The sequence below is a fragment of the Microbacterium sp. Y547 genome, assembly GCF_057669785.1.
The window spans coordinates 260,197-280,064 of record NZ_JBYHFN010000001.1; the positions used below are offsets into that span (position 1 = coordinate 260,197).

Annotated in this window: 20 protein-coding genes and 1 tRNA gene; 3 read left to right on the forward strand and 18 right to left on the reverse strand. The window is 68.9% G+C overall.

Translation table 11 applies throughout. From position 1 onward, the window contains the following. Positions 1–45: 45 nt before the first annotated feature. The 7 genes from AC25Y0_RS01345 to AC25Y0_RS01375 all read right to left on the reverse strand — a co-directional run bounded on the left by AC25Y0_RS01345 (position 46) and on the right by AC25Y0_RS01375 (position 6,865). Positions 46–130: transfer RNA gene (locus AC25Y0_RS01345), tRNA-Tyr, on the reverse strand. An 88-nt stretch (positions 131–218) separates the two neighbouring features. Next, positions 219–356 carry a hypothetical protein gene (locus AC25Y0_RS01350; RefSeq protein ID WP_488122563.1) on the reverse strand — a complete coding sequence of 46 codons (138 nt, stop codon included), beginning with the start codon at positions 354–356 and terminating at the stop codon, positions 219–221. Further along, entirely contained in the window at positions 353–853 is a 501-nt protein-coding gene (locus AC25Y0_RS01355) for an FBP domain-containing protein (RefSeq protein WP_488122564.1), read from the reverse strand. Before AC25Y0_RS01355 ends, AC25Y0_RS01350 begins: the two co-directional genes overlap by 4 nt. Positions 854–980: 127 nt before the next feature. Next, positions 981–2,858 carry a glycoside hydrolase family 13 protein gene (locus AC25Y0_RS01360; protein WP_488134071.1) on the reverse strand — a complete coding sequence of 626 codons (1,878 nt, stop codon included), beginning with the start codon at positions 2,856–2,858 and terminating at the stop codon, positions 981–983. Positions 2,859–2,894: 36 nt separating this feature from the next. Then, positions 2,895–3,875 (reverse strand): sugar ABC transporter permease, encoded by a 981-nt coding sequence (locus AC25Y0_RS01365; RefSeq protein ID WP_488122566.1) that lies wholly within the window; start codon positions 3,873–3,875, stop codon positions 2,895–2,897. Continuing rightward, positions 3,875–5,446, reverse strand: coding sequence for an ABC transporter permease subunit (locus AC25Y0_RS01370; RefSeq protein ID WP_488122866.1), 1,572 nt, complete (start codon positions 5,444–5,446; stop codon positions 3,875–3,877). The genes AC25Y0_RS01365 and AC25Y0_RS01370 overlap by 1 nt, the downstream gene beginning before the upstream one ends. Positions 5,447–5,623: 177 nt before the next feature. Then, complete coding sequence (locus AC25Y0_RS01375; protein WP_488122567.1) at positions 5,624–6,865, reverse strand: sugar ABC transporter substrate-binding protein; 1,242 nt, start codon at positions 6,863–6,865, stop codon at positions 5,624–5,626. Between the two features lie 254 nt (positions 6,866–7,119). Between AC25Y0_RS01375 and AC25Y0_RS01380 the strand changes: the two genes are divergently transcribed. Further along, entirely contained in the window at positions 7,120–7,608 is a 489-nt protein-coding gene (locus tag AC25Y0_RS01380; protein ID WP_376125032.1) for a YajQ family cyclic di-GMP-binding protein, read from the forward strand. A 10-nt stretch (positions 7,609–7,618) separates the two neighbouring features. Here the strand turns inward: AC25Y0_RS01380 and AC25Y0_RS01385 are convergent, their stop codons facing one another. From AC25Y0_RS01385 to AC25Y0_RS01410, 6 genes are all read right to left on the reverse strand, one after another. Continuing rightward, a complete protein-coding gene (locus AC25Y0_RS01385) occupies positions 7,619–7,945 on the reverse strand; it encodes a DUF7882 family protein (protein WP_488122568.1) in 327 nt (108 codons plus the stop codon). Between the two features lie 214 nt (positions 7,946–8,159). Next, a complete protein-coding gene (locus tag AC25Y0_RS01390; RefSeq protein WP_488134072.1) occupies positions 8,160–9,179 on the reverse strand; it encodes an alpha/beta hydrolase in 1,020 nt (339 codons plus the stop codon). A gap of 10 nt (positions 9,180–9,189) precedes the next feature. Beyond that, positions 9,190–10,563 carry an FAD-dependent oxidoreductase gene (locus AC25Y0_RS01395; protein ID WP_488134073.1) on the reverse strand — a complete coding sequence of 458 codons (1,374 nt, stop codon included), beginning with the start codon at positions 10,561–10,563 and terminating at the stop codon, positions 9,190–9,192. A 40-nt stretch (positions 10,564–10,603) separates the two neighbouring features. Further along, positions 10,604–11,659, reverse strand: coding sequence for a polyprenyl synthetase family protein (locus tag AC25Y0_RS01400; protein WP_488122571.1), 1,056 nt, complete (start codon positions 11,657–11,659; stop codon positions 10,604–10,606). Positions 11,660–11,699: 40 nt separating this feature from the next. Continuing rightward, the gene (locus AC25Y0_RS01405) at positions 11,700–12,359 is read right to left on the reverse strand and encodes a class I SAM-dependent methyltransferase (protein ID WP_488122867.1); all 660 of its coding nucleotides are present in this window, start codon (positions 12,357–12,359) and stop codon (positions 11,700–11,702) included. Between the two features lie 69 nt (positions 12,360–12,428). Beyond that, complete coding sequence (locus tag AC25Y0_RS01410) at positions 12,429–12,971, reverse strand: DUF402 domain-containing protein (protein ID WP_488122572.1); 543 nt, start codon at positions 12,969–12,971, stop codon at positions 12,429–12,431. 22 nt (positions 12,972–12,993) lie between these two features. On the opposite strand from AC25Y0_RS01410, the gene AC25Y0_RS01415 reads away from it, so the two are divergent. Next, the gene (locus AC25Y0_RS01415; protein ID WP_488122573.1) at positions 12,994–14,277 is read left to right on the forward strand and encodes an isochorismate synthase; all 1,284 of its coding nucleotides are present in this window, start codon (positions 12,994–12,996) and stop codon (positions 14,275–14,277) included. Between the two features lie 17 nt (positions 14,278–14,294). Here the strand turns inward: AC25Y0_RS01415 and menD are convergent, their stop codons facing one another. Further along, entirely contained in the window at positions 14,295–15,974 is a 1,680-nt protein-coding gene (gene menD / locus AC25Y0_RS01420; protein ID WP_488134166.1) for a 2-succinyl-5-enolpyruvyl-6-hydroxy-3-cyclohexene-1-carboxylic-acid synthase, read from the reverse strand. Between the two features lie 41 nt (positions 15,975–16,015). After that, entirely contained in the window at positions 16,016–16,468 is a 453-nt protein-coding gene (locus tag AC25Y0_RS01425; protein ID WP_488122574.1) for a PLD nuclease N-terminal domain-containing protein, read from the reverse strand. 63 nt (positions 16,469–16,531) lie between these two features. Here AC25Y0_RS01425 and AC25Y0_RS01430 point away from each other — a divergent pair, with 63 nt between their 5' ends. Next, positions 16,532–16,804 (forward strand): DUF4229 domain-containing protein, encoded by a 273-nt coding sequence (locus tag AC25Y0_RS01430; RefSeq protein WP_488122575.1) that lies wholly within the window; start codon positions 16,532–16,534, stop codon positions 16,802–16,804. Positions 16,805–16,807: 3 nt separating this feature from the next. Here the strand turns inward: AC25Y0_RS01430 and AC25Y0_RS01435 are convergent, their stop codons facing one another. The 3 genes from AC25Y0_RS01435 to AC25Y0_RS01445 are packed head-to-tail and all read right to left on the reverse strand — an operon-like array spanning position 16,808 to position 19,857. Continuing rightward, positions 16,808–17,788, reverse strand: a complete 981-nt coding sequence (locus tag AC25Y0_RS01435) for a 1,4-dihydroxy-2-naphthoate polyprenyltransferase (RefSeq protein ID WP_488122576.1) — start codon at positions 17,786–17,788, stop codon at positions 16,808–16,810. Between the two features lie 15 nt (positions 17,789–17,803). Further along, positions 17,804–18,958, reverse strand: coding sequence for an AMP-binding protein (locus AC25Y0_RS01440; protein WP_488122577.1), 1,155 nt, complete (start codon positions 18,956–18,958; stop codon positions 17,804–17,806). Further along, the gene (locus AC25Y0_RS01445) at positions 18,958–19,857 is read right to left on the reverse strand and encodes a 1,4-dihydroxy-2-naphthoyl-CoA synthase (protein ID WP_488122578.1); all 900 of its coding nucleotides are present in this window, start codon (positions 19,855–19,857) and stop codon (positions 18,958–18,960) included. The genes AC25Y0_RS01440 and AC25Y0_RS01445 overlap by 1 nt, the downstream gene beginning before the upstream one ends. Positions 19,858–19,868: the final 11 nt, after the last annotated feature.

Below are 19,868 nucleotides of genomic sequence, written 5' to 3' on the forward strand. Positions count from 1 at the left end.
GGCCCGGACTCGCAAACTTCTGCGAGATTCCGGGCCTTCTTGATGTGGTGGCGAGTGAGGGATTCGAACCCCCGAATGCTGAGCAGTCTGATTTACAGTCAGATCCCTTTGGCCGCTTGGGTAACTCGCCGGGTGCGCACCCGCCCGGCTTTATCAGGCGAACGGAGGCGCGATCCATAATCTTACGCGCATCTTGCCGGTGTTCGAAATCGACTCGCTCAGGTGCCGATACAGCTGAGATCCATGCCGCCCAGAGCGCTCGGCGTGCGCAGCATCGCGCCCGCGCATCGGCAGGTGGCAGCGGCGACATCCACCGCATCGCGAAGGAGCGCATCCCACTTCTCGGCGGCCGTCACCGACGTGAGCCCGCCGTCTCGAGCACTCGGGCGACAAAGGACTCGACCCGCGCGCGGGTGCCGTCGATCCGGCGATCCACACTCGCGCGGATCTCGCTCGGCGCGAGCGGCGCCGCCAGCCGCACGTTCTCGTGGCACGACAGGTCGGAGCAGATGTAGGTGCCGATGCTGTCGCCGTGCTCGCCCGCATCGCCCGCTTTGCGGGCCGTGAAGAGCGCCACCTGATCGGCCGGCTGCATCGTGTGGCAGAGGTTGCACATGGCCGACCGCGCGAGGGAGGACCCCTCGGCGGCGCGCAGCACCACTCCGTGCGGCTGCCCGTCGATCTCGGCGACGATGTAGCCACGCGAGCGCGTGCGGGGATCCCGCCACGCATAGAAGTCGAGGTGGTCCCAGTCGGCGATGACGAAGTCTGCCGGCACCGTGAGCAGCCGCAGGTCATCGTGCGATGCGTTGGCCATCGCGGCTCGAAGTCCGACTTCTGTGAGCGGGCGCATCCCCTCAGTCTACGAACGCCGCTCCGCTAGGGGCCATGAGACGGCAACGGGGCCCAGCGGCGGCATCCGCCCGGTCGCGACCCGGTGTCACGCGTTCTGCACGCGGGCACCCGCCTCGCTCCGCCGCTCAGGCGGGAACGCGCACGCCGGGCAGCGACCACGCGGCGAACGCGGGACCCTCGGCCGAGAGCGCGACGGAGCCGTCCGCCGCCCGTGCGAGCGTCGCCTCGCCGACGAGCAGCGACGCGGCGGCGTCGGGCACGGCGCCGGGAGCGAGCTCGACATCGGCGTCGCCGCGCGTCGCGAGCACGACGACCGTCTCGTCGGCCGACTCACGGGCGAACACGACGGTCTCGTCGTCGACGTGCAGCCATCGCAGCCCGCCCGTGCCGAGCACGGGGTGCGCGCGCCGCAGCGCGATGTGCGAACGGTACAGCGCGAGCCGCTCGGCGACGGCGGGTTCGTCTTCGCTCCCCCACGGCATCGGTGTGCGGCTCGACTCGCCATCGACCCCGACGAGCCCGTACTCGTCGCCCGCGAACACGACGGGCAGTCCCGGCAGGGTCATCGACAGCCCGACGGCGACGGGGACCGTGCCCGGCGCCGCATTCGTCGCGAACCGCGCGGTGTCGTGCGTATCCAGCGGCTGCATGTTGCCCAGGCGAACGCGCCACGGGACTCCCGCAGTGAAGCGCACGACGGCGTCGACGAACTGGCGCGCGGTGTAGCGCGGGATCCCCCCCAGCGGCTGCGTGAAGAACCACGGCTCGGTGCACTCCGCACCCTCGGCCGTGAGATAGGACTGCCCCGTCGGCTCGGACAGCCACCCCCACAGCGGCCGCGTGAACGACGGGTACGTCATCGCCCCGTGCCATCCGTCGCCATGGAGGTCGCTCGCGGCGTCATTGGTCGATTCGCCGAGCAGGATCGCGTCGGGGTTGATCTCGCGCATCGTCGCCTGCAGCAGCTGGCGCACCTCGGCGTTGAGGTCGATGTCTCGCAGGCGCCCCGTCATGTTCGCAACGTCGATGCGCCATCCGTCCGTCGAGTACGGCGGCTTGAGCCATCGCGCGACGACCGAGTCCGGTCCGTCGACGAACGCTTCCCGCAGCTTGGGCGACGCCCAGTTGAACTTCGGCAGGCTCGCAACGCCCAGCCACGACTCGTACCGGGTGTTGCCGTCACGGAAGTAGTAGAAGTCTTCGGTCTCGGCGCCGGGGTGGCCGAAGGCCGAGGTGAACCACTCGTGACGGTCACCGGAGTGGTTGCTCGTGAGGTCGCCGATGACCCGGATGCCGCGGGCGTGCGCCGCGTCGATGAGCCGGATGTACGCCTCATCCCCGCCCAGCAGCGGGTCGACCGAGAGAAAGCTCGACGCGTCGTAGCGATGATTGGATGCCGCGGGGAAGACCGGGGTGAGATACAGGACGTTCACCCCGAGCTCGACGAGGTGGTCGAGCTTCTCGGTGATCCCGTCGAGGTCGCCGCCGTAGAACTGCTGCGAGCGGCCCGGCGAGACGGGGTCGACGGGGTCGTCCCACGCGGCCGGCTGCGCCCACTCCGGCACGGCACGGGCATCCGCCTGCGCCGACCGCGCGAACCGGTCGGGGAACACCTGGTACATGACCGCGTCGTAGAGCCACGCGGGCGGGGCGGGATAGGCGACCAGTGCGAAGTCGTCGGCGTCGAGCGTCTCGATCTCGTGCAGGCCGGTCTGGTTGAGCCACTGCACCCGTCCGTCTTCGTGCACGAAGACCCAGCGGTAGCCGTGGCGCGGGTTGTGCACCGTGACGGGTGCCTCCCACCAGTCCCAGCCGTCGGATGAGCCGATGAAGGCGGCAACCGTCCAGCTCGGTTCGTGATCGGGGTTCGACCGCGTGCGCACGGCCCGCAGCGGCCCGTACCCGTGCGGCACGCGAACGCGCACCTGCACGGTCTCGCCGAGTTGCGGTGTGCCGTTCGAGACGTAGAGCGGTGAACCGTCGTGGTGGGGCTGAAGGGTCATGATCGCCAGCCTGCCTCAGATCCGCGGCATCGCCGGCTACTTGACAGCGCCCGCGGTGAGTCCACCGACGATGTACTTCTGCAGGATCAGGAAGAGCGCCATGACCGGCAGGGCGGCCATCACCGCTCCCGCCGAGAACGCACTCCAATCCGCGTAGCGGGGATTGGAGACCATCTTCGTCAGACCCACGGCGAGGGTCTGCTTCTCGGGTTCGATGAGGATGACGCTCGCGATGACGAATTCGCTGAACGACGCGATGAACGACAGCAGCGCGACGACCGCGAGGATCGGGGCAGCCAGGCGCAGGATGATCGTGAAGAAGATGCGCGCGTGACCGGCGCCGTCGATCTTGGCCGCTTCGTCGATCGAGGCGGGGATCGTGTTGAAGAACCCGTACATGAGGTACGTGTTCACGCCGAGGGCACCGCCGAGGTAGACCATGATCAGGCCGAGGTGGGTGTCGAGCCCCAGCGCGGGGAACCAGTCGCCGATCGCCGACATGAGAAGGAACAGCGCCACCACGGCGAGCAGCTGCGGGAACATCTGCACGATGACGATCGACACGAGGCCGATCCGTCGCCCCGTGAAGCGCATGCGCGAGAAGGAGTATGCCGCGAGGCCACCCAGGAACACCGTGCCGACGGCCGTGACGCTGGCCACGACGAGCGTGTTGAAGAACCAGTTCACGTACGGGTTGTTGGGGTCGCTCAGCATCCGCATGTAGCTCTCGAAGCCGACCGTCGAGAAGAGCGCGTTGGAGCCGGTGAGCGTGCCGCGGGGGTTGAGCGATGACGACAGCACGAACAGCAGCGGGAACGTCGAGAAGATGATCATCGCGATGCCGACGAGGTGCCGCCAGCCGGTCGCGCGGAACCACTGCCCGAATGTCTTGGGGCGTTCGTAGAAGTCGGCGTCGGCGCGGCGCCGGGATCGACGACCGCGGCGGCGGTCTTCGTGCAGGGCCTGCGCCTCGCCGGCCAAGAGGCCGCTGGTGCTGCCGGGGAAGGATTCGGGCATCAGTTCAGCTCCTCCAGCGCCTTGGTGCGTCGGAAGCTGATGATCGAGATCACCGCGACGACGATGAAGATGAGGATCGTGAAGGCGGATGCGAGACCGTAATCACGGTTCTGACCCGTGAAGGCCACCTTGTAGACCATCGAGATCAGGATGTCGGTGTGACCGACGTTGATCGCGGCGGACGAGTCGCGAGGCCCGCCGTTTGTGAGCATGTAGATCAGGTTGAAGTTGTTGAAGTTGAACGCGAACGACGCGATCAGAAGCGGTGCGACCGTCACCAGCAGGAGCGGCAGTTTGATGAGCCGGAAGATCCCCCACGATCGCGCGCCGTCCATCTTGGCGGCTTCGACGACATCGTCGGGGATGGACTGCAGCGCCCCCATGCACACGAGGAACATGTACGGATAGCCGAGCCAGAGGTTGACCAGAAGCACCGAGACCTTCGCCAGCGTGGGGTCGGTGAGCCAGGGCACCGCGGCCCCGCCGAGCAGCACCTGGTTGATGAACCCGAAGCTCTCGTTCATCATGCCCGCCCACACGAGCGCCGAGAGGAACGATGGGAACGCGTACGGCAGGATCATCAGGATGCGATAGAACTTGCGTCCCCGCATCCGCATGTCGTTGAACACGATCGCGAGGAAGAGCCCCAGGAAGAAGGTCGTGGCCACCGACACGATCGCGAAGACGAACGTCCACAGCGTCACGTAGAACAGCGGTCCGCGGATGCTCTCATCCGTCACGGCGCGGGCGAAGTTGTCGAACCCGACGACGATCGTCCAGCCCGGCATGAGCTGCGAGCCGTCTTCTGCGGTGAACGCGCCGACGCCCGTGTCGGTGTAGACCGTGCCGTTGCGGGTGTCGGTCATCGTGCCGGCATCCGCGTCGTAGATCAGCGCCGAGGTGTAGAGGTAGCCGCGCTGCCCGTCGGGCGTGAGGAGCCGGCCGTCGTTCTCGTCGTCCGAGACGGGAACGGCGAGTTCCTCGATCACGCTCTGGTTGGCCAGCACATCGGCGAAGGTGAGCGACGTCCAACCATCGAGCGCCACGGCCTTGCCGCCGTCGAACTGTGCTCCGGACGCCGGCTCGAGGGGCTGCTCGTTCGTGCCGAAGAACGCCTCGCCGTCCGGGTCGGTCACGAGGACGCCGTACTGGCCGAGCTGCGACACGACGGTGACGTCGTAGGTCGGCGAGTCCGGCACGCGCTCGAGCGCCGAGGCCATGAGCGAGGACACCGCCTGCTCTTTGGAGCCGTTGTGTCCCGTGCCGTAGTTGGTGAAGCCGATGTAGCCGGTGTAGACGAGCGCGAAGACCTGGAAGATGAGCAGGAAGATGACGCCGGGCGCCAGATACTTCGCCGGCAGCTTGCGACGCGACAGGTAGATCCAGTTGAGCAGTGCCGCGGTGACCGCGACGAGCCCGGCCACGAGCCACTCGCGGTTGCTCAGCAGCACGAAGAGCGCGAACACGGCGAGCGCGTCGAGGATCCCCAGCAGGACGATCTTGACGATCCATCCCTTGACACCCAGCGACGCGGCATCCGCGATGCGAGCGGCCTGCTTCGATCGCTTCATGCGTCGCGGGTCGGCCGCGGGGTCCGTCGTGCGTTCTTCGAGCGAGTTGCTCGTCACTCGCAGCCTCCGTTGCGTACGGGCAGTCCGATGTGGCGACTCTGCCGATAATGCGTGATCGTAGCGGGATGCCGGGGCTCAGTCCTCGTATGAAGACCGAGCCCCGGCATACGCAAGACGTCAGCCGATGGCAGCCGTCACATCGTCGACGAGCTTCTGCCACGTCGCCGCGGGGTCAGCACCGTTGATGATCTCGGCCTGGGCGATGCCCCAGTACTCCCACACGGAGCCCATCTGCGCGATCGCCGGCATGGCCACGGCCTCTTCGCCGACCGCGGCGAAGCCGCCCACGATCGGGTCAGCGGATGCCGTGTCGGCGGCGGCCGTCAGAGCGGGGAGCACATTGCCCGACTCGAACAGCTTCAGCTGGACTTCTTCGGTGCCGAGGTAGTTCACGAGGAAGTCGTTCGCGGCGACCTTGTTCTCGGATTCGGCGCTGAGGTAGAAGCCCTTGACCCCCGCGAACGGAGCAGCGGGCTCGGCGGTCGGGCTGGGGATGGTGTCGATCGCGACGTTGATGCCCGCGTCGACGGCCGTGCCGACGTTCCAAGGGCCCGTGAGCCAGAAGGCCGCGGTTCCGTCGAGGAACGACTGCTTGGCGATGTCACCGTCGATGTCGGTGTTGAAGACACCGGTGCCGTTCGCACCCTGACCCGAGAGCCACGTGGCGAACTCGAAGCCGCCGGGGCTGCCGAGCTCGAGCTTGGCGGGGTCGTAGTTGCCCTCGGCGTCGAGCCCGAAGACGGGTGCACCGAACGCCGTCTGGAACGGGTACAGGTGGTAGGGGTTGCCCTCAGCGCCCTGTTCGACGACGAACGGCTGGTCAAGGCCCGCGGCCTGACCCTTCGCGATCATGTCGTCGAAGCTCGTCGCCGCGTCGGGCACGAGGTCGGCGTTGCGCAGCACGGCGATGTTCTCGACGGCGTACGGCAGGAGGTAGGTGGTGCCCTCGTACGTGGAGGCCTGGATCGCGACGGGCAGGTAGCCCTCTGCGGTGTCGCCGAGCTCGATCGGGGCGACGACGCCGTTCGTCGACAGCTCGCCGACCCAGTCGTGCGCACCCATCGCGATGTCGGGGCCGCGGCCCGTCGGAACCTGCTGGATGAAGTCGTCCTTGATGGTGTCGGTGTCCTTGGACACCAGGTTCACCGTGACACCGGTCTTGTCGCTGTACTCGGAGGCGACATCCTTCAGAGCGTCGATGCGCTCAGCGTCGACCCAGACGGTCAGTTCGCCGGCCTTCGATTCGCCGCCGCCGGTCTCTTCGCCGCCGCCGCTGTCGCCCGAGCAGCCAGCGAGCAGCATGGCGCTGCCTGCGACGAGCGCGCCGAACGCGAGAACGCCCTTCTTCTTCACCGTCATCGGTGTGCCTCTCTCAAATGCTGTAGGGGTATGCCGGCTTCGCGGCGCGAAGCGCCGGGCGAGACCGGCTTTCCCGCTCACAAGAAATGTAAGCGCTTACATTGTCATCTCGATCGCCACGCCGTGCAACCTCGCGAAACGATCTCGATACACGTTCGTGACCTCCTACACGCAGGGAACGAGCATCATCGACCCGCCTCTTGCAAGCGTTTGCACCCGGGGTGCGCATCGCAAGCCGCGACTAGACTCGCGGCATGGCAGATTCCTCGTTCGACATCGTTTCGAAAATCGACCAGCAAGAGGCCGACAACGCCCTCAACCAGGCGCGCAAAGAGGTCGAGCAGCGCTACGACTTCAAAGGCACCGACGCGTCCATCGCGTGGAGCGGCGAGTCGATCCTCATCAAGGCGAACAGCGAAGAGCGCGCCAAGGCCGTGCTCGATGTCTTCCAGTCCAAGCTCATCAAGCGCGGCATCTCGCTGAAGAGCCTCGAGACAGGCGAGCCGACGGCGAGCGGCAAGGAGTACCGCATCGTCTCGACGCTCAAAGAGGGCATCTCGTCCGAGAACGCCAAGAAGATCTCGAAGATCATCCGCGACGAGGGCCCCAAGTCGGTCAAGTCACAGATCCAGGGCGACGAGCTGCGCGTGCAGTCCAAGAGCCGCGACGACCTTCAGGAGGTCCAGCGTCTGCTGAAGGCCGCCGATCTCGACGTCGACCTGCAGTACGTCAACTACCGCTAAAGCGAGGCTGTCAGTCCGATTCGGGCTCAGGCACGAGCCGCAGACCCGCCGTGCTGTTGGCCGACATGGCGAGGGCTTCGAGCCACTTCCTGTTCATGGTGTGATCGCGATCGCCGTCGAAGCTGAAGTACAGCGAGGTGCTCTTCGAGATCCACACGGTGCCGTGAAGACCCGCACCGGGGATCGCGTCGTCGCCGTCGACCGGACCCTCGTCATCCCAGTTGAAGCTGAAGCTCTCGTCTCGCCGCAACTTCGTCACCATCACCACACGCAGGTGATCCAGCGCCCGATCCTCGATGCGGATGGCCGGCGCAACCCCGTAGATCAAATGCCCCATTGTGGACCTCCTGCTCAGGATGGAAGACGACTCAGCGTAGGCCATAAGTGCTGAGCGGAAGAAGCGGGATCACGAAGGCGACAACGATCGAGCCTTCCTCGTACGACATCGCGCCTGCACGCTAACGCGCCCGCCCACGCCGGTCGTCACCCGGCGGGGGTGATGGTCGATGCAACGGGCGTACCGCCCGCACCGCTCGGGGTCGAGCGCGGGGTCAGCGGCGGGAGAGCATCGCCGTCGCCCACCGGTCGAGTCGGGCGTAGGCCTCGGCGCGTGCCTCACGTCGCGAGAGGAACACGTCGTGCAGGGCTCCGTCGATCCGCTCGACGGTCACCGACTGCCCGAGCTTGAGCGACGCGCGCGCGATGTCGTCGACGATGAGCACGGTGTCGGCGCTCGTGAGGTCTTCGCCCCACCTCGTCGGGATCGCGGTGCGCGCCGACAGCAGGACGCAGATGGGAGCCGCGATCGCGAGCCCCGCAGCCACCTTCGTGTGCCCCGCGATGACCGCGTGCATCCATCCGACGTGCACCGGCATCGTCTGGTCGGGGCGCCACGCAGCCTCGATCGTCACGGGGTCATCGGGGTCCGCGACTTCGCGCTGCGCGCGGGCATAGAAACCGGCATCCATCTGCGGCCACAGGTCGAACGGACGGAGTTTGGAGTGCAGGCCCAGCACGGGGGCGATCGCGGCACGCGTCACGGCACTCAGCTGGAATTCGAGCCACGGGCTGTTCAGGATGACCGCGGCGGCGATGCCGGGGTTGCGGCTCGCCCAGAGACTCAGCGTGAGTCCGCCCGTCGAGTGTCCGAAGAGCACGAGGCGTCGCTCCCCTGACCCGTCGGCGCTGCGCCCCATCGCCTCGAACGCCGCCGCGATGTCGGCGTCGTACGCGGTGAGATCGGCGATGTAACCCGGGGTCTGCCCCTCGCGGATGCTGCGCCCGTACTTGCGCAGGTCCAGCGCATAGAAGTTCGCCCCGTGATCGGCCCAATAACGGGCGAGCCGCGTCTGGAAGAAGTAATCCGACCAGCCGTGCACGTAGAGCACATCGACGTCCGCGAACCGGCGGCGATCGCCGAACAGACCGCCCAGCACCGGACTCTTCGCCCGCAGCCGCACGAGGGTTGCGACGACGGGGCCTTCCTCATCGTCGCCGAGCGGCAGCGTCACCTGCTCGAAGGGCTCCCCCAGGACATCGGGGAGCCATTCGTGCGATGCGCGCTCAGCCACCGATGCTCTTTCACTCGCCCCGCGAGACCCGGACCATCTCGTCGCGCGCGACGACCTTGATGCGCGCGCGTTCGTGGGGAGCGCCGAGAGCGATCTCGTGCTCGTCGAGGCGGTGCCAGCCGTCGAGGTCGGTCCACTGCACGCCGCGTTCCGCGAGGAGCGCCGGGATCGCCTCGTCGGAGGGATCCGCCGGGTCCCACCACGAGCCCTGGTCGTTGATGAGGTGGCGCACCGTCTCCATCGCATCGGACTTCGTGTGCCCGATGAGCCCGACGGGACCGCGCTTGATCCAGCCCGTGGCGTAGACGCCCGGCACCCGCTCGTTGGAGTCTTTGTGCAGCACCTGACCCTCGTGGTTCGGAATGACGCCGTGGCGCTTGTCGAAGGGCACGCCGGCAAGCGGAGATCCGAAGTATCCGACGGCGCGGTACAGCGCCTGGATCGGCAGCTCGCGCATCTCGCCCGTGCCCTCGACGCCGCCCTCACCGTCGGGGCGCGTGCGCTCGTAGACGAGCGCGGCCACAGCACCGTCGGCGTCCTTGCGAACTTCGACCGGACGCGCATAGAAGTGCAGGTGCAGGCGCCGCGATGCCTCGCCGCCGGCGTTGTTGGCCGAGGGGCGCTGGCGCCACGACTGCAGCACGCGGTCGATCACCATGACCTGCTTGTTGCTCGCGATGGCCGCCCGCGACGCATCGTCGTAGTCGAAGTCCTCGTCGTAGACGACGATGTCGACGTCACGCAGCTCGCCGAGTTCGCGCAGCTCGAGCGGCGTGAACTTCACCTGCGCCGGTCCACGGCGTCCGAACACGTGGACATCGGTGACGGGCGAGGCCTTCAGCCCCTGGTAGACGTTGTCGGGGATCTCGGTCGACAGCAAGTCCTCGGGGTGCTTCGCGAGGATGCGCGACACATCGAGCGCGACGTTGCCGTTTCCGAGCACGGCAATGGATTCCGCCTCGAGCGGCCACTCGCGCGGCACATCGGGATGCCCGTCGAACCAGCTGACGAAATCCGCCGCGCCGTACGAGCCCTTCGCGTCGACGCCGGGGATGTCGAGGTCGGTGTCACGGGTCGCGCCCGTGGCGAAGATGACGGCGTGGTAGTGGCGCTTGAGGTCGTCGAGGGTGATGTCCTCACCGAAGCGCACATTGCCGAAGATGCGGATGTCGCCCCGGTCCAGCACGTCGCGCAGCGCCGTGATGATGCCCTTGATCCGCGGGTGGTCGGGAGCGACGCCGTAGCGCACGAGCCCATAGGGGGCGGGCAGCTGCTCGAACAGGTCGATCGAGACGTCGAACTTGCGCTCGGCCTTCAGGAGGATGTCCGCGGCGTAGATGCCCGCGGGCCCGGCGCCGACGATGGCGAGGCGGAGCTTGGTCATGGGGGTTCCTTCCGGGACGTCGGTGTGGGACGCCGCAGCGTCAGTTGGAGCGGTCGGCGACGGCTTTCGCGAAGCGCGTGAGCGCCTCGCGCACGGGGCCGTCGGGCACGGGAGCGAGTGCTTCGATCGCTTCGCGCGACCACGTGTTCGCGAGGTCGAGGGTGGCCTGCGTCGCTTCGTGCTCGCGCAGCCGCCTCAGCGGCTCGTCGAGAATCGACGAATCGTCGCCCGCGGCGATGCGCTCGACGCCGTCATCGATCGCAGCCTGAAGCGCGCGCGACTCGGCGTCGTCGCGCTGGGTGAGCAGCAGGTACGGCATCGTCGGCACACCCGCGCGCAGGTCGGTGCCGGGGACTTTGCCGGTCTCTTCGGGGTCATCCGACAGGTCGATGACGTCATCGAGCAGCTGGAAGGCGACGCCGCTCTTCTCACCGAAGAGGACCATCGCCTGCTTCAGTTCGGCGGGGCCGTTCGAGAACACGACGCCCGCTTGCGCGGCCGCGGCGATGAGTGACCCGGTCTTGTCGGAGAGCACCTGCAGGTAGAACGCGACAGGATCGTCGTCTTCACCCGGGCCGATGGTCTCGTGCATCTGCCCGAGCACGAGGCGCTCGAACGTGTCGGCCTGCAGCTGGATCGCCTCTTCGCCGTAGCGGGCCATGATCTGGCTCGCTCGCGAGAACAGCAGGTCACCCGTGAGGATCGCGACGCTGTTGCCCCAGACCGCGTGGGCGCTCGGCACTCCGCGGCGCTTGTCAGCGGCATCCATGACGTCGTCGTGGTAGAGCGAGCCGAGGTGCGTCAGCTCGAGGGCGCTCGCCGCGTTCACGACCTCGTCGGTCGCTCCATCACCCAGCTGAGCGGTGAGCAGCGCGAGCATGGGGCGCAGACGCTTGCCGCCCGCCTCGTAGAGGTATCGACTCGCGGCGTCGACGAGAGGGTCGGCCATGTGCAGTTCGACGGCCAGAACCTCGTCGACGCGCTGGAGCCCCCTCTCGACTTCGGCGAGCAGACGGCGCGAACGCGCGCCGCCGAAGATACGGTCGGTGAGGCCCAGCTTGCCCGCCAGGCGCGAGCCCGATGCTGAGGGATTCACAGATCAAGCCTACCCGTCGGACGAGGTGCGCTCGTGGCGCTCAGCGTGGCTTGACCGCGCGATGCAGCGCCACGATCCCCATCGACAGATTCCGGTGCGCGACGTCGGTCCATCCCGCCTCACGGATCCACGTCGCCAGGCGCGCCTGATCAGGCCAATCGCGGATCGATTCGTTGAGGTAGTCGTACGCTTCGGCGTTCGAGCTCATGGCACGGGCGATGACGGGCAGCACGCGGTCGTTGTAGAACCGGTACAGGCCCGCGAACGCGCGCGAGGGCGGGTGCGAGAACTCGCAGACGACGAGGCGACCACCGGGCTTGGTGACCCGCAGCAGCTCGCGCAGCGCCTTCTGCGGGTCGTTGACGTTACGCAGTCCGAACGACATCGTGACGGTGTCGAACGCGTCGTCATCGAACGGCAGATCCGTCGCGTCCGCTTCGCGGAACGTCAGATTGCGGATGCCGCCGTGCCGGCGCCGCCCTTCGGCGATCATGCCCGGCGAGAAGTCGGCCGCGACGACGTCGGCACCGCTGCGCGCGAGGGCCACGCTCGACGCCCCTGTTCCGGCAGCGAGATCGAGGATGCGCTGGCCGGGGCGAGGAGCGACGGCCCGGGTCGTCGCGACGCGCCACAGCCGGTCGTTGCCGAGGCTCAGGACGTCATTCGTGAGGTCGTAGCGCTGTGCGACCTGGTCGAACATCCCGCTCACCCGGGCGGGGTCCTTGTGCAGATCCGCGCGGTTGCGCTCGTTGTCGCTCACCCGACGAGTCTAAGCGCGCGCGAGCGCGGCGAGCCGCGTGAGCCAGGCATCGGCGGTCGCATCGTCGAACGGCGCGACGCGCTGTGAGACGCGGCGCTCCAGGTCGACCGCGAGACTCTCGAGCCGCGCGACGATGTCGAGCGGGTAGCCGTACGCGACACGGTGCTCGTCCCATTCGTCGCGGTCGTCGATCCACACGCCGCGCTGGTCGATCGCGCGCACGACGTCGAGATCCATGTCGATGCCCTCGGGCTCGCCGCCGTCCCACCGGACGTCCCACGCGAGATCGATGTAGACGCGATAGCTCGCGGGCGGAGCAACGTTGACCGTGAGTGCGTAGTCGCCGCTCGGGGGCATCAGAGTGACGTTGGGCGCTGTCGTGATGATCTCGCGACCGGGGCGGGCGCTGCGCGAACCGACGGGCTGGCCGAACCACTCTCCCCATGCGTCGGCGCCGAGGTAGATGCACTCGTGCACCCAGTGCGGGTCGCCGTTCCACTTGCGCCAGCGAAACTGCAGAGGCGTGCCGGGCACGGGACGCGAAGTGGCCATGCAGCGAGTCTAGAGTTGAGTCGTGACACCTGTCCCTCGCCCGCTCACGTTGGTGGTCGAGACCCGAGAGATCGACGCGATCGATGATCTCGTGCCGTTCGCCGACCCGCGCAATCCGCTTGCGTGGCTGCGGCGCGGTGACGGGCTCATCGGCCTCGGGCAGGTCGTGGGCTTCGAGCACGGACGACAGACTCCCGCCGACGCCCCCTCCCCCGCCGATGCCTGGCGGCGCATCGCGGCAGCGACCGAGATCGACGACCCTGTGGGCGTGCCCGGTACGGGCCTCGTCGCTTTCGGCACCCTCGTCTTCGACGCCCGGTCGCAGGCGACGAGCGTGCTCACCGTGCCCGAGATCGTCGTCGGCCGCCGCGACGGACGAGCGTGGGTCACCCGCATCCGAGTCGATGGCGACGACGTCGTCGAGCGCACGCCTCAGCCGATCCCCTATGGCCCGCACTGGTCGGCGACCCTCGGCCCAGGCTCTCTCGACCGCGCCGGCTACCAGGCCGCCGTGCGTGCGGGGCTGGATGCCATCTCTGCCGGCGAGGTCGACAAGGTCGTGCTCGCGCGCGACCTCGTGGGCACGGTGCCGGCGGGCGCGGATCTGCGGCGTCTCGTGCGCGCCCTGGCCACGGACTATCCCGACACCTGGACCTTTGCCGTCGACGGCATGATCGGCGCGAGTCCAGAGACCCTCGTGACCGTGTCGGGCGGCACCGTGACGGCGCGTGTCCTGGCCGGCACGACGCCGCGGGGGGCCGATGCGACCGAGGATGCCGCGGCCCGCGACGCCCTGGCGGCGAGCGCGAAAGACCTCGACGAGCACCGCTACGCCGTACGCAGCGTGCTCGAGACGCTCGCACCCCATACGTCGGCGCTGCGATCGGACCCCGAACCGTTCACGCTCGAACTGCCCAACCTGTGGCATCTGGCGACGGATGTCGCGGGCGAGATCACCGACCACGCATCCGCTCTCGATCTCGTCGCGGCGCTTCACCCCACGGCTGCCGTGGCAGGAACCCCGACGGATGCCGCCCTCGACGCCATCCACCGCATCGAGCCGTTCGACCGGGGGCGCTACGCCGGCCCTGTCGGCTGGGTCGACGGGAACGGCGACGGCGAGTGGGCGATCGCGCTGCGCTGCGCGCAGATCGGATCGGCCCCCGATCGCCGCTTCGCTGCGGGCGGCGACACCCTGCCCATCGTCGCGTACGCGGGAGCGGGCATCGTCGCGGGCAGCGATCCCGAGGCCGAACTACTCGAGACCCGGGTGAAGTTCCGCCCCATCGTCGACGCCCTCGCCTGACGCGGGTCAGGCTCGGTTCAGCGCGACAGCGGAACCTCGATGAGCTGGCGCCCGCCCACCGGCGCCGTGAGCGCCTGATCGAGGGCCGAGCGGGTCGTGACCCGCTGATACTCCCAGCCGTACGCGAGCGCGAGGTGGTCGAGTCGCGCCGTGTGCGGCGTGTAGAGCACGCGGTTCATCACGCCCGGTGATGCGGTCTGCGCAACCTCGAGATGGTCGAAGATCGTTCCCCCGCCGTCGTTGCCGACGATGACCTGGATGCGGGGCTCGTCCTCTTCCGGCGGCAGCAGGAGCGCGCCCACGTCGTGCAGCATCGCGAGGTCACCCAGCAGCACGCGCGTGACACCGGTCGCGCCCGCGTCCTGGCTCGCCAGAGCGATGCCCGTCGCCGTCGCGATCGTCCCGTCGATGCCGGCGAGCCCGCGGTTGGCGTGCACGGGAACGCGTTTGCCGCCGAGTACCGCGTCGGCGACGCGCACGAGCCGCGACGACCCGAACATGAGCCGGTCGTGCGGCCATGTCGCGCGCCACACCGCGTCGACGAGCGCTTCGCGGTCGACCGGGGTGCGGATGACCTCGAGCTCGGCCGCGATCGCCCCGAGCCGTGACGCGGGTTCGACCGAGGCGAGGCCCTCGGCGTCGGGCGCGGGCGGGCTCAGGTCGACGGATGCCGCCCGAGAAGCCCGCATCCACGCGCCGAGCCACTCACGGTCGCGCTCGCCGGGTGCGACAGTGACCCCGTCGACCGCAGCGGTGACGCCATTGAGGTCGAGATGTTCGCCGGGCCCGCGCACGGCGAACACGTCGACATCGGTTCGGGACAGCAGCGCCCCGACCTCGCGCGACAGCGTCGGGTGGCCGAAGACGATGACGCGCTCGATGCGGCCCCCGAGCTCGGGGTCGGCAAGGAGCGCGCGGTAACCGTGCACGAGGTGGCGTCCGAACCGCGCACCGCTGACGATCTCGGCGACGAGCGGCCATCCGCCCTCGTGCGCGAGCTGCTCGGCGTCGGGTCCGGCGTCGGCGCCCGCGACGACGATCGTGCGAGGACCGTGCTCGATGACCCGCGGCTCGCTCGCGGGCAGTTCGATCGGCTCCGCGACCGCACCCACCGGACCGGGCGCATCGACCCACGCGGGCAGGGCTCCGGAGAGGGGCTCGCGGTACGGCAGATTCAGGTGCACCGGGCCGGCGGACTGCTCCCCCACCCCCCGCGCGGCGGTCACGGCCTCTGTCGCGACGGCCCGCAGCATGATGCTCTGCGGGGCGTCGCCGACGGGGTCGAGCGCGTCGGGCGTCGGAAGATCGGCGTCGAAGCGCACGTGGGGGGCGAACATCCCGGGTTGACGCGTCGTCTGGTTGGCACCGATACCGCGCAGCTCAGGCGGCCGGTCGGCCGTGAGCAGAAGCAGGGGCACGCCCGCGTGATGGGCTTCGAGGACGGCCGGCAGCAGGTTCGCGACCGCGGTGCCCGACGTGCAGATGACGGCCGCCGGCGTGCCGGTCTCGCGCCCGATCCCGAGCGCCGTGAAGCCCGCGACGCGCTCGTCGATCCGCACGTGCAGCCGGATGACGCCGCGCTGCTCGAACTCAGCGGCGACGAGGGCGAGGGACTGCGATCGCGAGCCCGGGCTCAGCACCACATGGCGCACGCCCTGCTCGATCAGTCCGCACAGCAATGCCGCTGCGGCATCCATCGCACAAGACGCCACAGGCGTCTTGTCGCCCGGTGCCACGGTCAGCCGACCGCCCCGCGCTGACCGAGCGAGTCATCGTCCGGGTCAGAGGACGCGGGCGGCTCAGCCGCCGGATCCGGCGCATCGCCGTTCGTCGTCGGCTGCTGCTGCTGGTGCGGCTGCTGCCAACGAGGATCGTCGTCTTCGGAATCGAGCAGAGCGAGTTCTTCTTCGAGACGGCGGATGCGCTCGTCCTGGTCGCTGGTCGCGCCGATGCTGCCGAGGAAGTCGGGATCGTCATCGGGCGCCTGATACACGTGCACCGCGGAACGGCGGACGCGACCGACGACCAGCCAGAGGATGCCTCCGAGCACGGGGATCAGCACGACGATCGCGATCCACACGGGCTTGGTCACTCCGCGGTGGCGACTCGGGGGCTGGACAGCGCAGTCCACGATGGTGAAGATCCAGAAGGCCGCCACCACCGGGATGAGAATGAACAATGCCCGGACCACGCCTCCATCCTAGGCGTGCTCACTGGAGGTGGGCTGGACATGGCCTCGCATACGATGGAACACGTGAAAGCACGGTCGCTCGTCCTCTACACGATGCTCAGGCTGCTCGCCTTCCTCGTGCCCTTCGGCCTGCTCATGCTGATTCCGCTGTTCCGCGAGTACTACTGGCTCGCGGCCATCTTCGCGGCGCTCATCGGCCTGAGTCTGTCGATCCTGTTCCTGCGCCGTCCGCTGGCCGATGTGTCCACGGGTCTCGCGCAGCGGCGTGCCGAACGACAGCGCAGCGCGACCGACGAAGCGGTCGAAGACGCCGCGACCGACGAAACCGAGCGCTGAGGCTCAGCCCAGGAACGCCCACAGCAGGAAGGCTCCGTAGCCGACCGAGGTGAGCGAGGTGAGTCCGAGAGCGACGACGAGTTCGCGCGGGTCGCGGTACGTCCACACGATGAGGATCGCGGGCAACGCCGCGAGCAGGGCCAGCAGAGAAAGCCACGCGATCGGATAGAACAGCGCGAGGAACGCCGCGATCACGAACGGCGCGAGGACGAAGAGCGTGAACAGCACGCGCGTCGCCGTGCGGCCGATCAGCACCGTGAGCGTCCGCTTGCCGGCGGCGCGATCCTGGTCGATGTCGCGCAGATTGTTCGCCAGCAGCACGGCGCACGCGAGAAGCCCCGCCGCGACCGCACCGAACCACGCCTCCTGCGGCAGCGCGAAGGCCTGCACCCATGTCGTGCCGAGCGTCGCGACGAGCCCGAAGAAGACGAAGACGAAGAGCTCACCCAGTCCCGCGTAGCCGTACGGGCGCTTTCCACCCGTATAGAACCACGCCGCGACGATGCACGCCGCACCGACGGCGAGGAACCACCACTGCTGCGTGCGGATCGTCACCGCCAGCCCCGCGATCGCGGCGATCGCGAAGAAGACGAGCGCGACGGTGAGCACGGCGCGCGGCGAGGCCTTGCCGGCAGCGGTCAGTCGGGCCGGACCGACGCGGTGATCGTCGGTGCCGCGGATCCCGTCGCTGTAGTCGTTGGCGTAGTTCACGCCGATCTGCAGCGAGACGGCGATGATGAGGCAGCACAGGGCGATGACCCAGTGGAACTCGTCGACGACGAGCATCGCCGCGCCGGTGCCGATCAGGATCGGGGTGATCGCGAGGGGCAGCGTGCGCAACCGCGCCGCGCCGATCCAGTCACGCAGCGTCGCCGGTTCGACCTTGCGCGGATCGCCCTGCTCCCGCGACTTCTGCGGATTGCCGCGCACGTTCTGCTTCTTGGACGCCGGACGGTTGCGCTTCTTGCTCGAGGTACCTGCCACGACTGGCCATCCTAGTCACCCGGGCAGGGCCACCGCGCGGCGGATCGCTTCACGGTCGGGCTTGCCGGAGCGCAGCAGCGGCAGCTCATCGACGAGCACGAGCCGGGACGGTCGCGCGTGCGCGCCGATCTCGTCGGCGACGGCCGCGCGCGCCTCGTCGAGCTGCGCCGACTCACTGCGCTGCAGCGCACCGCTGCGCGCGGCGACGATGACGGATGCCTCACCCCAGCGCTCGTCGGGGACACCGACGACGACGGCCGAGGCGAGCCCGGGGACGCCGCGCACCACGCGCTCGACCCGGTCGAGCGAGATGTTCACGCCGCCCGAGACGATGACGTTGTCGATGCGACCGCGCACACGCAGCACGCCGTCATCGAGCACGCCGGCGTCGCCCGTGCGATACCACCGCGTGCCGTCGGCGTCCTTCACGAAGACGGCGGCGGTGAGCTCGGCGTCGCCGAGGTATCCGTCGGCCAGGGTCGGCCCGGCGATCTGCACCTCGCCGTGTTCGATGCGCAGCGACACACCCCGCAGGCGCCGGCCGTCGTACACGCATCCGCCGCTCGTCTCGGTCGAGCCGTACGTGCGTGTGATCCGCACGCCCGCCGTCTCGGCACGCTCGAGCGTGACCGGCGGAAGCGCCTGCCCTCCGACGAGGATGCGCTCGAACGAGCGCAGTGCCGAGAGCACATCCGCGTCGTGCTCGGCCGCGTCGAGCAGTGTCGTCAGCTGCGCGGGCACGAGTGACGTGAACCGCGGCACGCGCCGGCCTCGCTCGGTCGACACCATCGTGCCGGCGACATCGGCGAACGCGCGCGGCGAGAAGGGGCCCGCCAGAATCGCGGGTTCGCGGTCGGCGATGATCGAGCGCACGAGCACCTGCAGGCCCGCGACGTATCCCGCCGGAAGCGCCAGCAGCCACGTCCCGTCGCCGATGCGGTCGGCGGTCGCGAGCGCGCTCGCCGTGAGAGCGTCGCGGCTCAGCGCGACGCTCTTGGGAAAGCCTGTCGAGCCCGACGTCGTCACGACGACGGCCGTGCCCGCCCGCACATCGCCGGGCATCGCGCCGACGTGGCCGAGCCCGAGCGCGGGTCCCGCCCCGTGCAGCGCGACCCGCAGCGCCCGCATGATCTCGCGCGGGTCGTCGCCCGTGACGGGTTCGAGACGCATCAGTAGTGGTACGGGAACGGCGACCAGTCGGGGTCGCGCTTCTCGAGGAACGCGTCGCGTCCCTCAGCTCCCTCGTCCGTGCCGTACGCGAAGCGCGTCGTCTCACCGGCGAACAGCTGCTGCCCGACGAGGCCGTCATCGGGCAGATTGAAGGCGTACTTGAGCATGCGGATCGCCGTGGGCGACTTCGACAGGATCGTGCGCGCCATCGCGATCGCCTCGCGCTCGAGCTCGGCGTGCGGCACGACGCGGTTGACGGCGCCCATCTCGTAGGCGCGCTCGGCGGAGTACTCCTCGGCGAGGAAGAACACCTCGCGCGCGACCTTCTGCCCCACCTGGCGCGCCATGTACGCCGAGCCGTAGCCGGCGTCGAACGAACCCACATCGGCGTCGGTCTGCTTGAAGCGGCCGTGCTCGGCCGAGGCGATCGACAGGTCGCACACGATGTGCAGGGAGTGCCCGCCCCCGGCAGCCCACCCCGGGATCACGGCGATGACGACCTTCGGCATGAAGCGGATGAGACGCTGCACCTCGAGGATGTGCAGGCGCCCCGCGCGGCCCGGGTCGGCGACGGCGGTCTCGTCGTCGGAGTACTTGTACCCGTCCTTGCCGCGGATGCGCTGATCGCCGCCCGAGCAGAACGCCCACCCGCCGTCCTTCGGGCTCGGCCCGTTGCCGGTGAGCAGCACGGCCCCGATGCGCGGATCCTGCCGTGCGATGTCGAGCGCCCGGTACATCTCGTCGACCGTGTGCGGTCGGAAGGCGTTGCGCACTTCGGGGCGGTTGAAGGCGATCCGCGCGATGCGACCGTCTTTCGACACGTGTGCGGTGACATCGGTGTAAGCGTCGGCGCCGGGTGCCGGCATCCATTCGCTCTCGTCGAACAGCTCAGAGACCATGGGTTTCACCT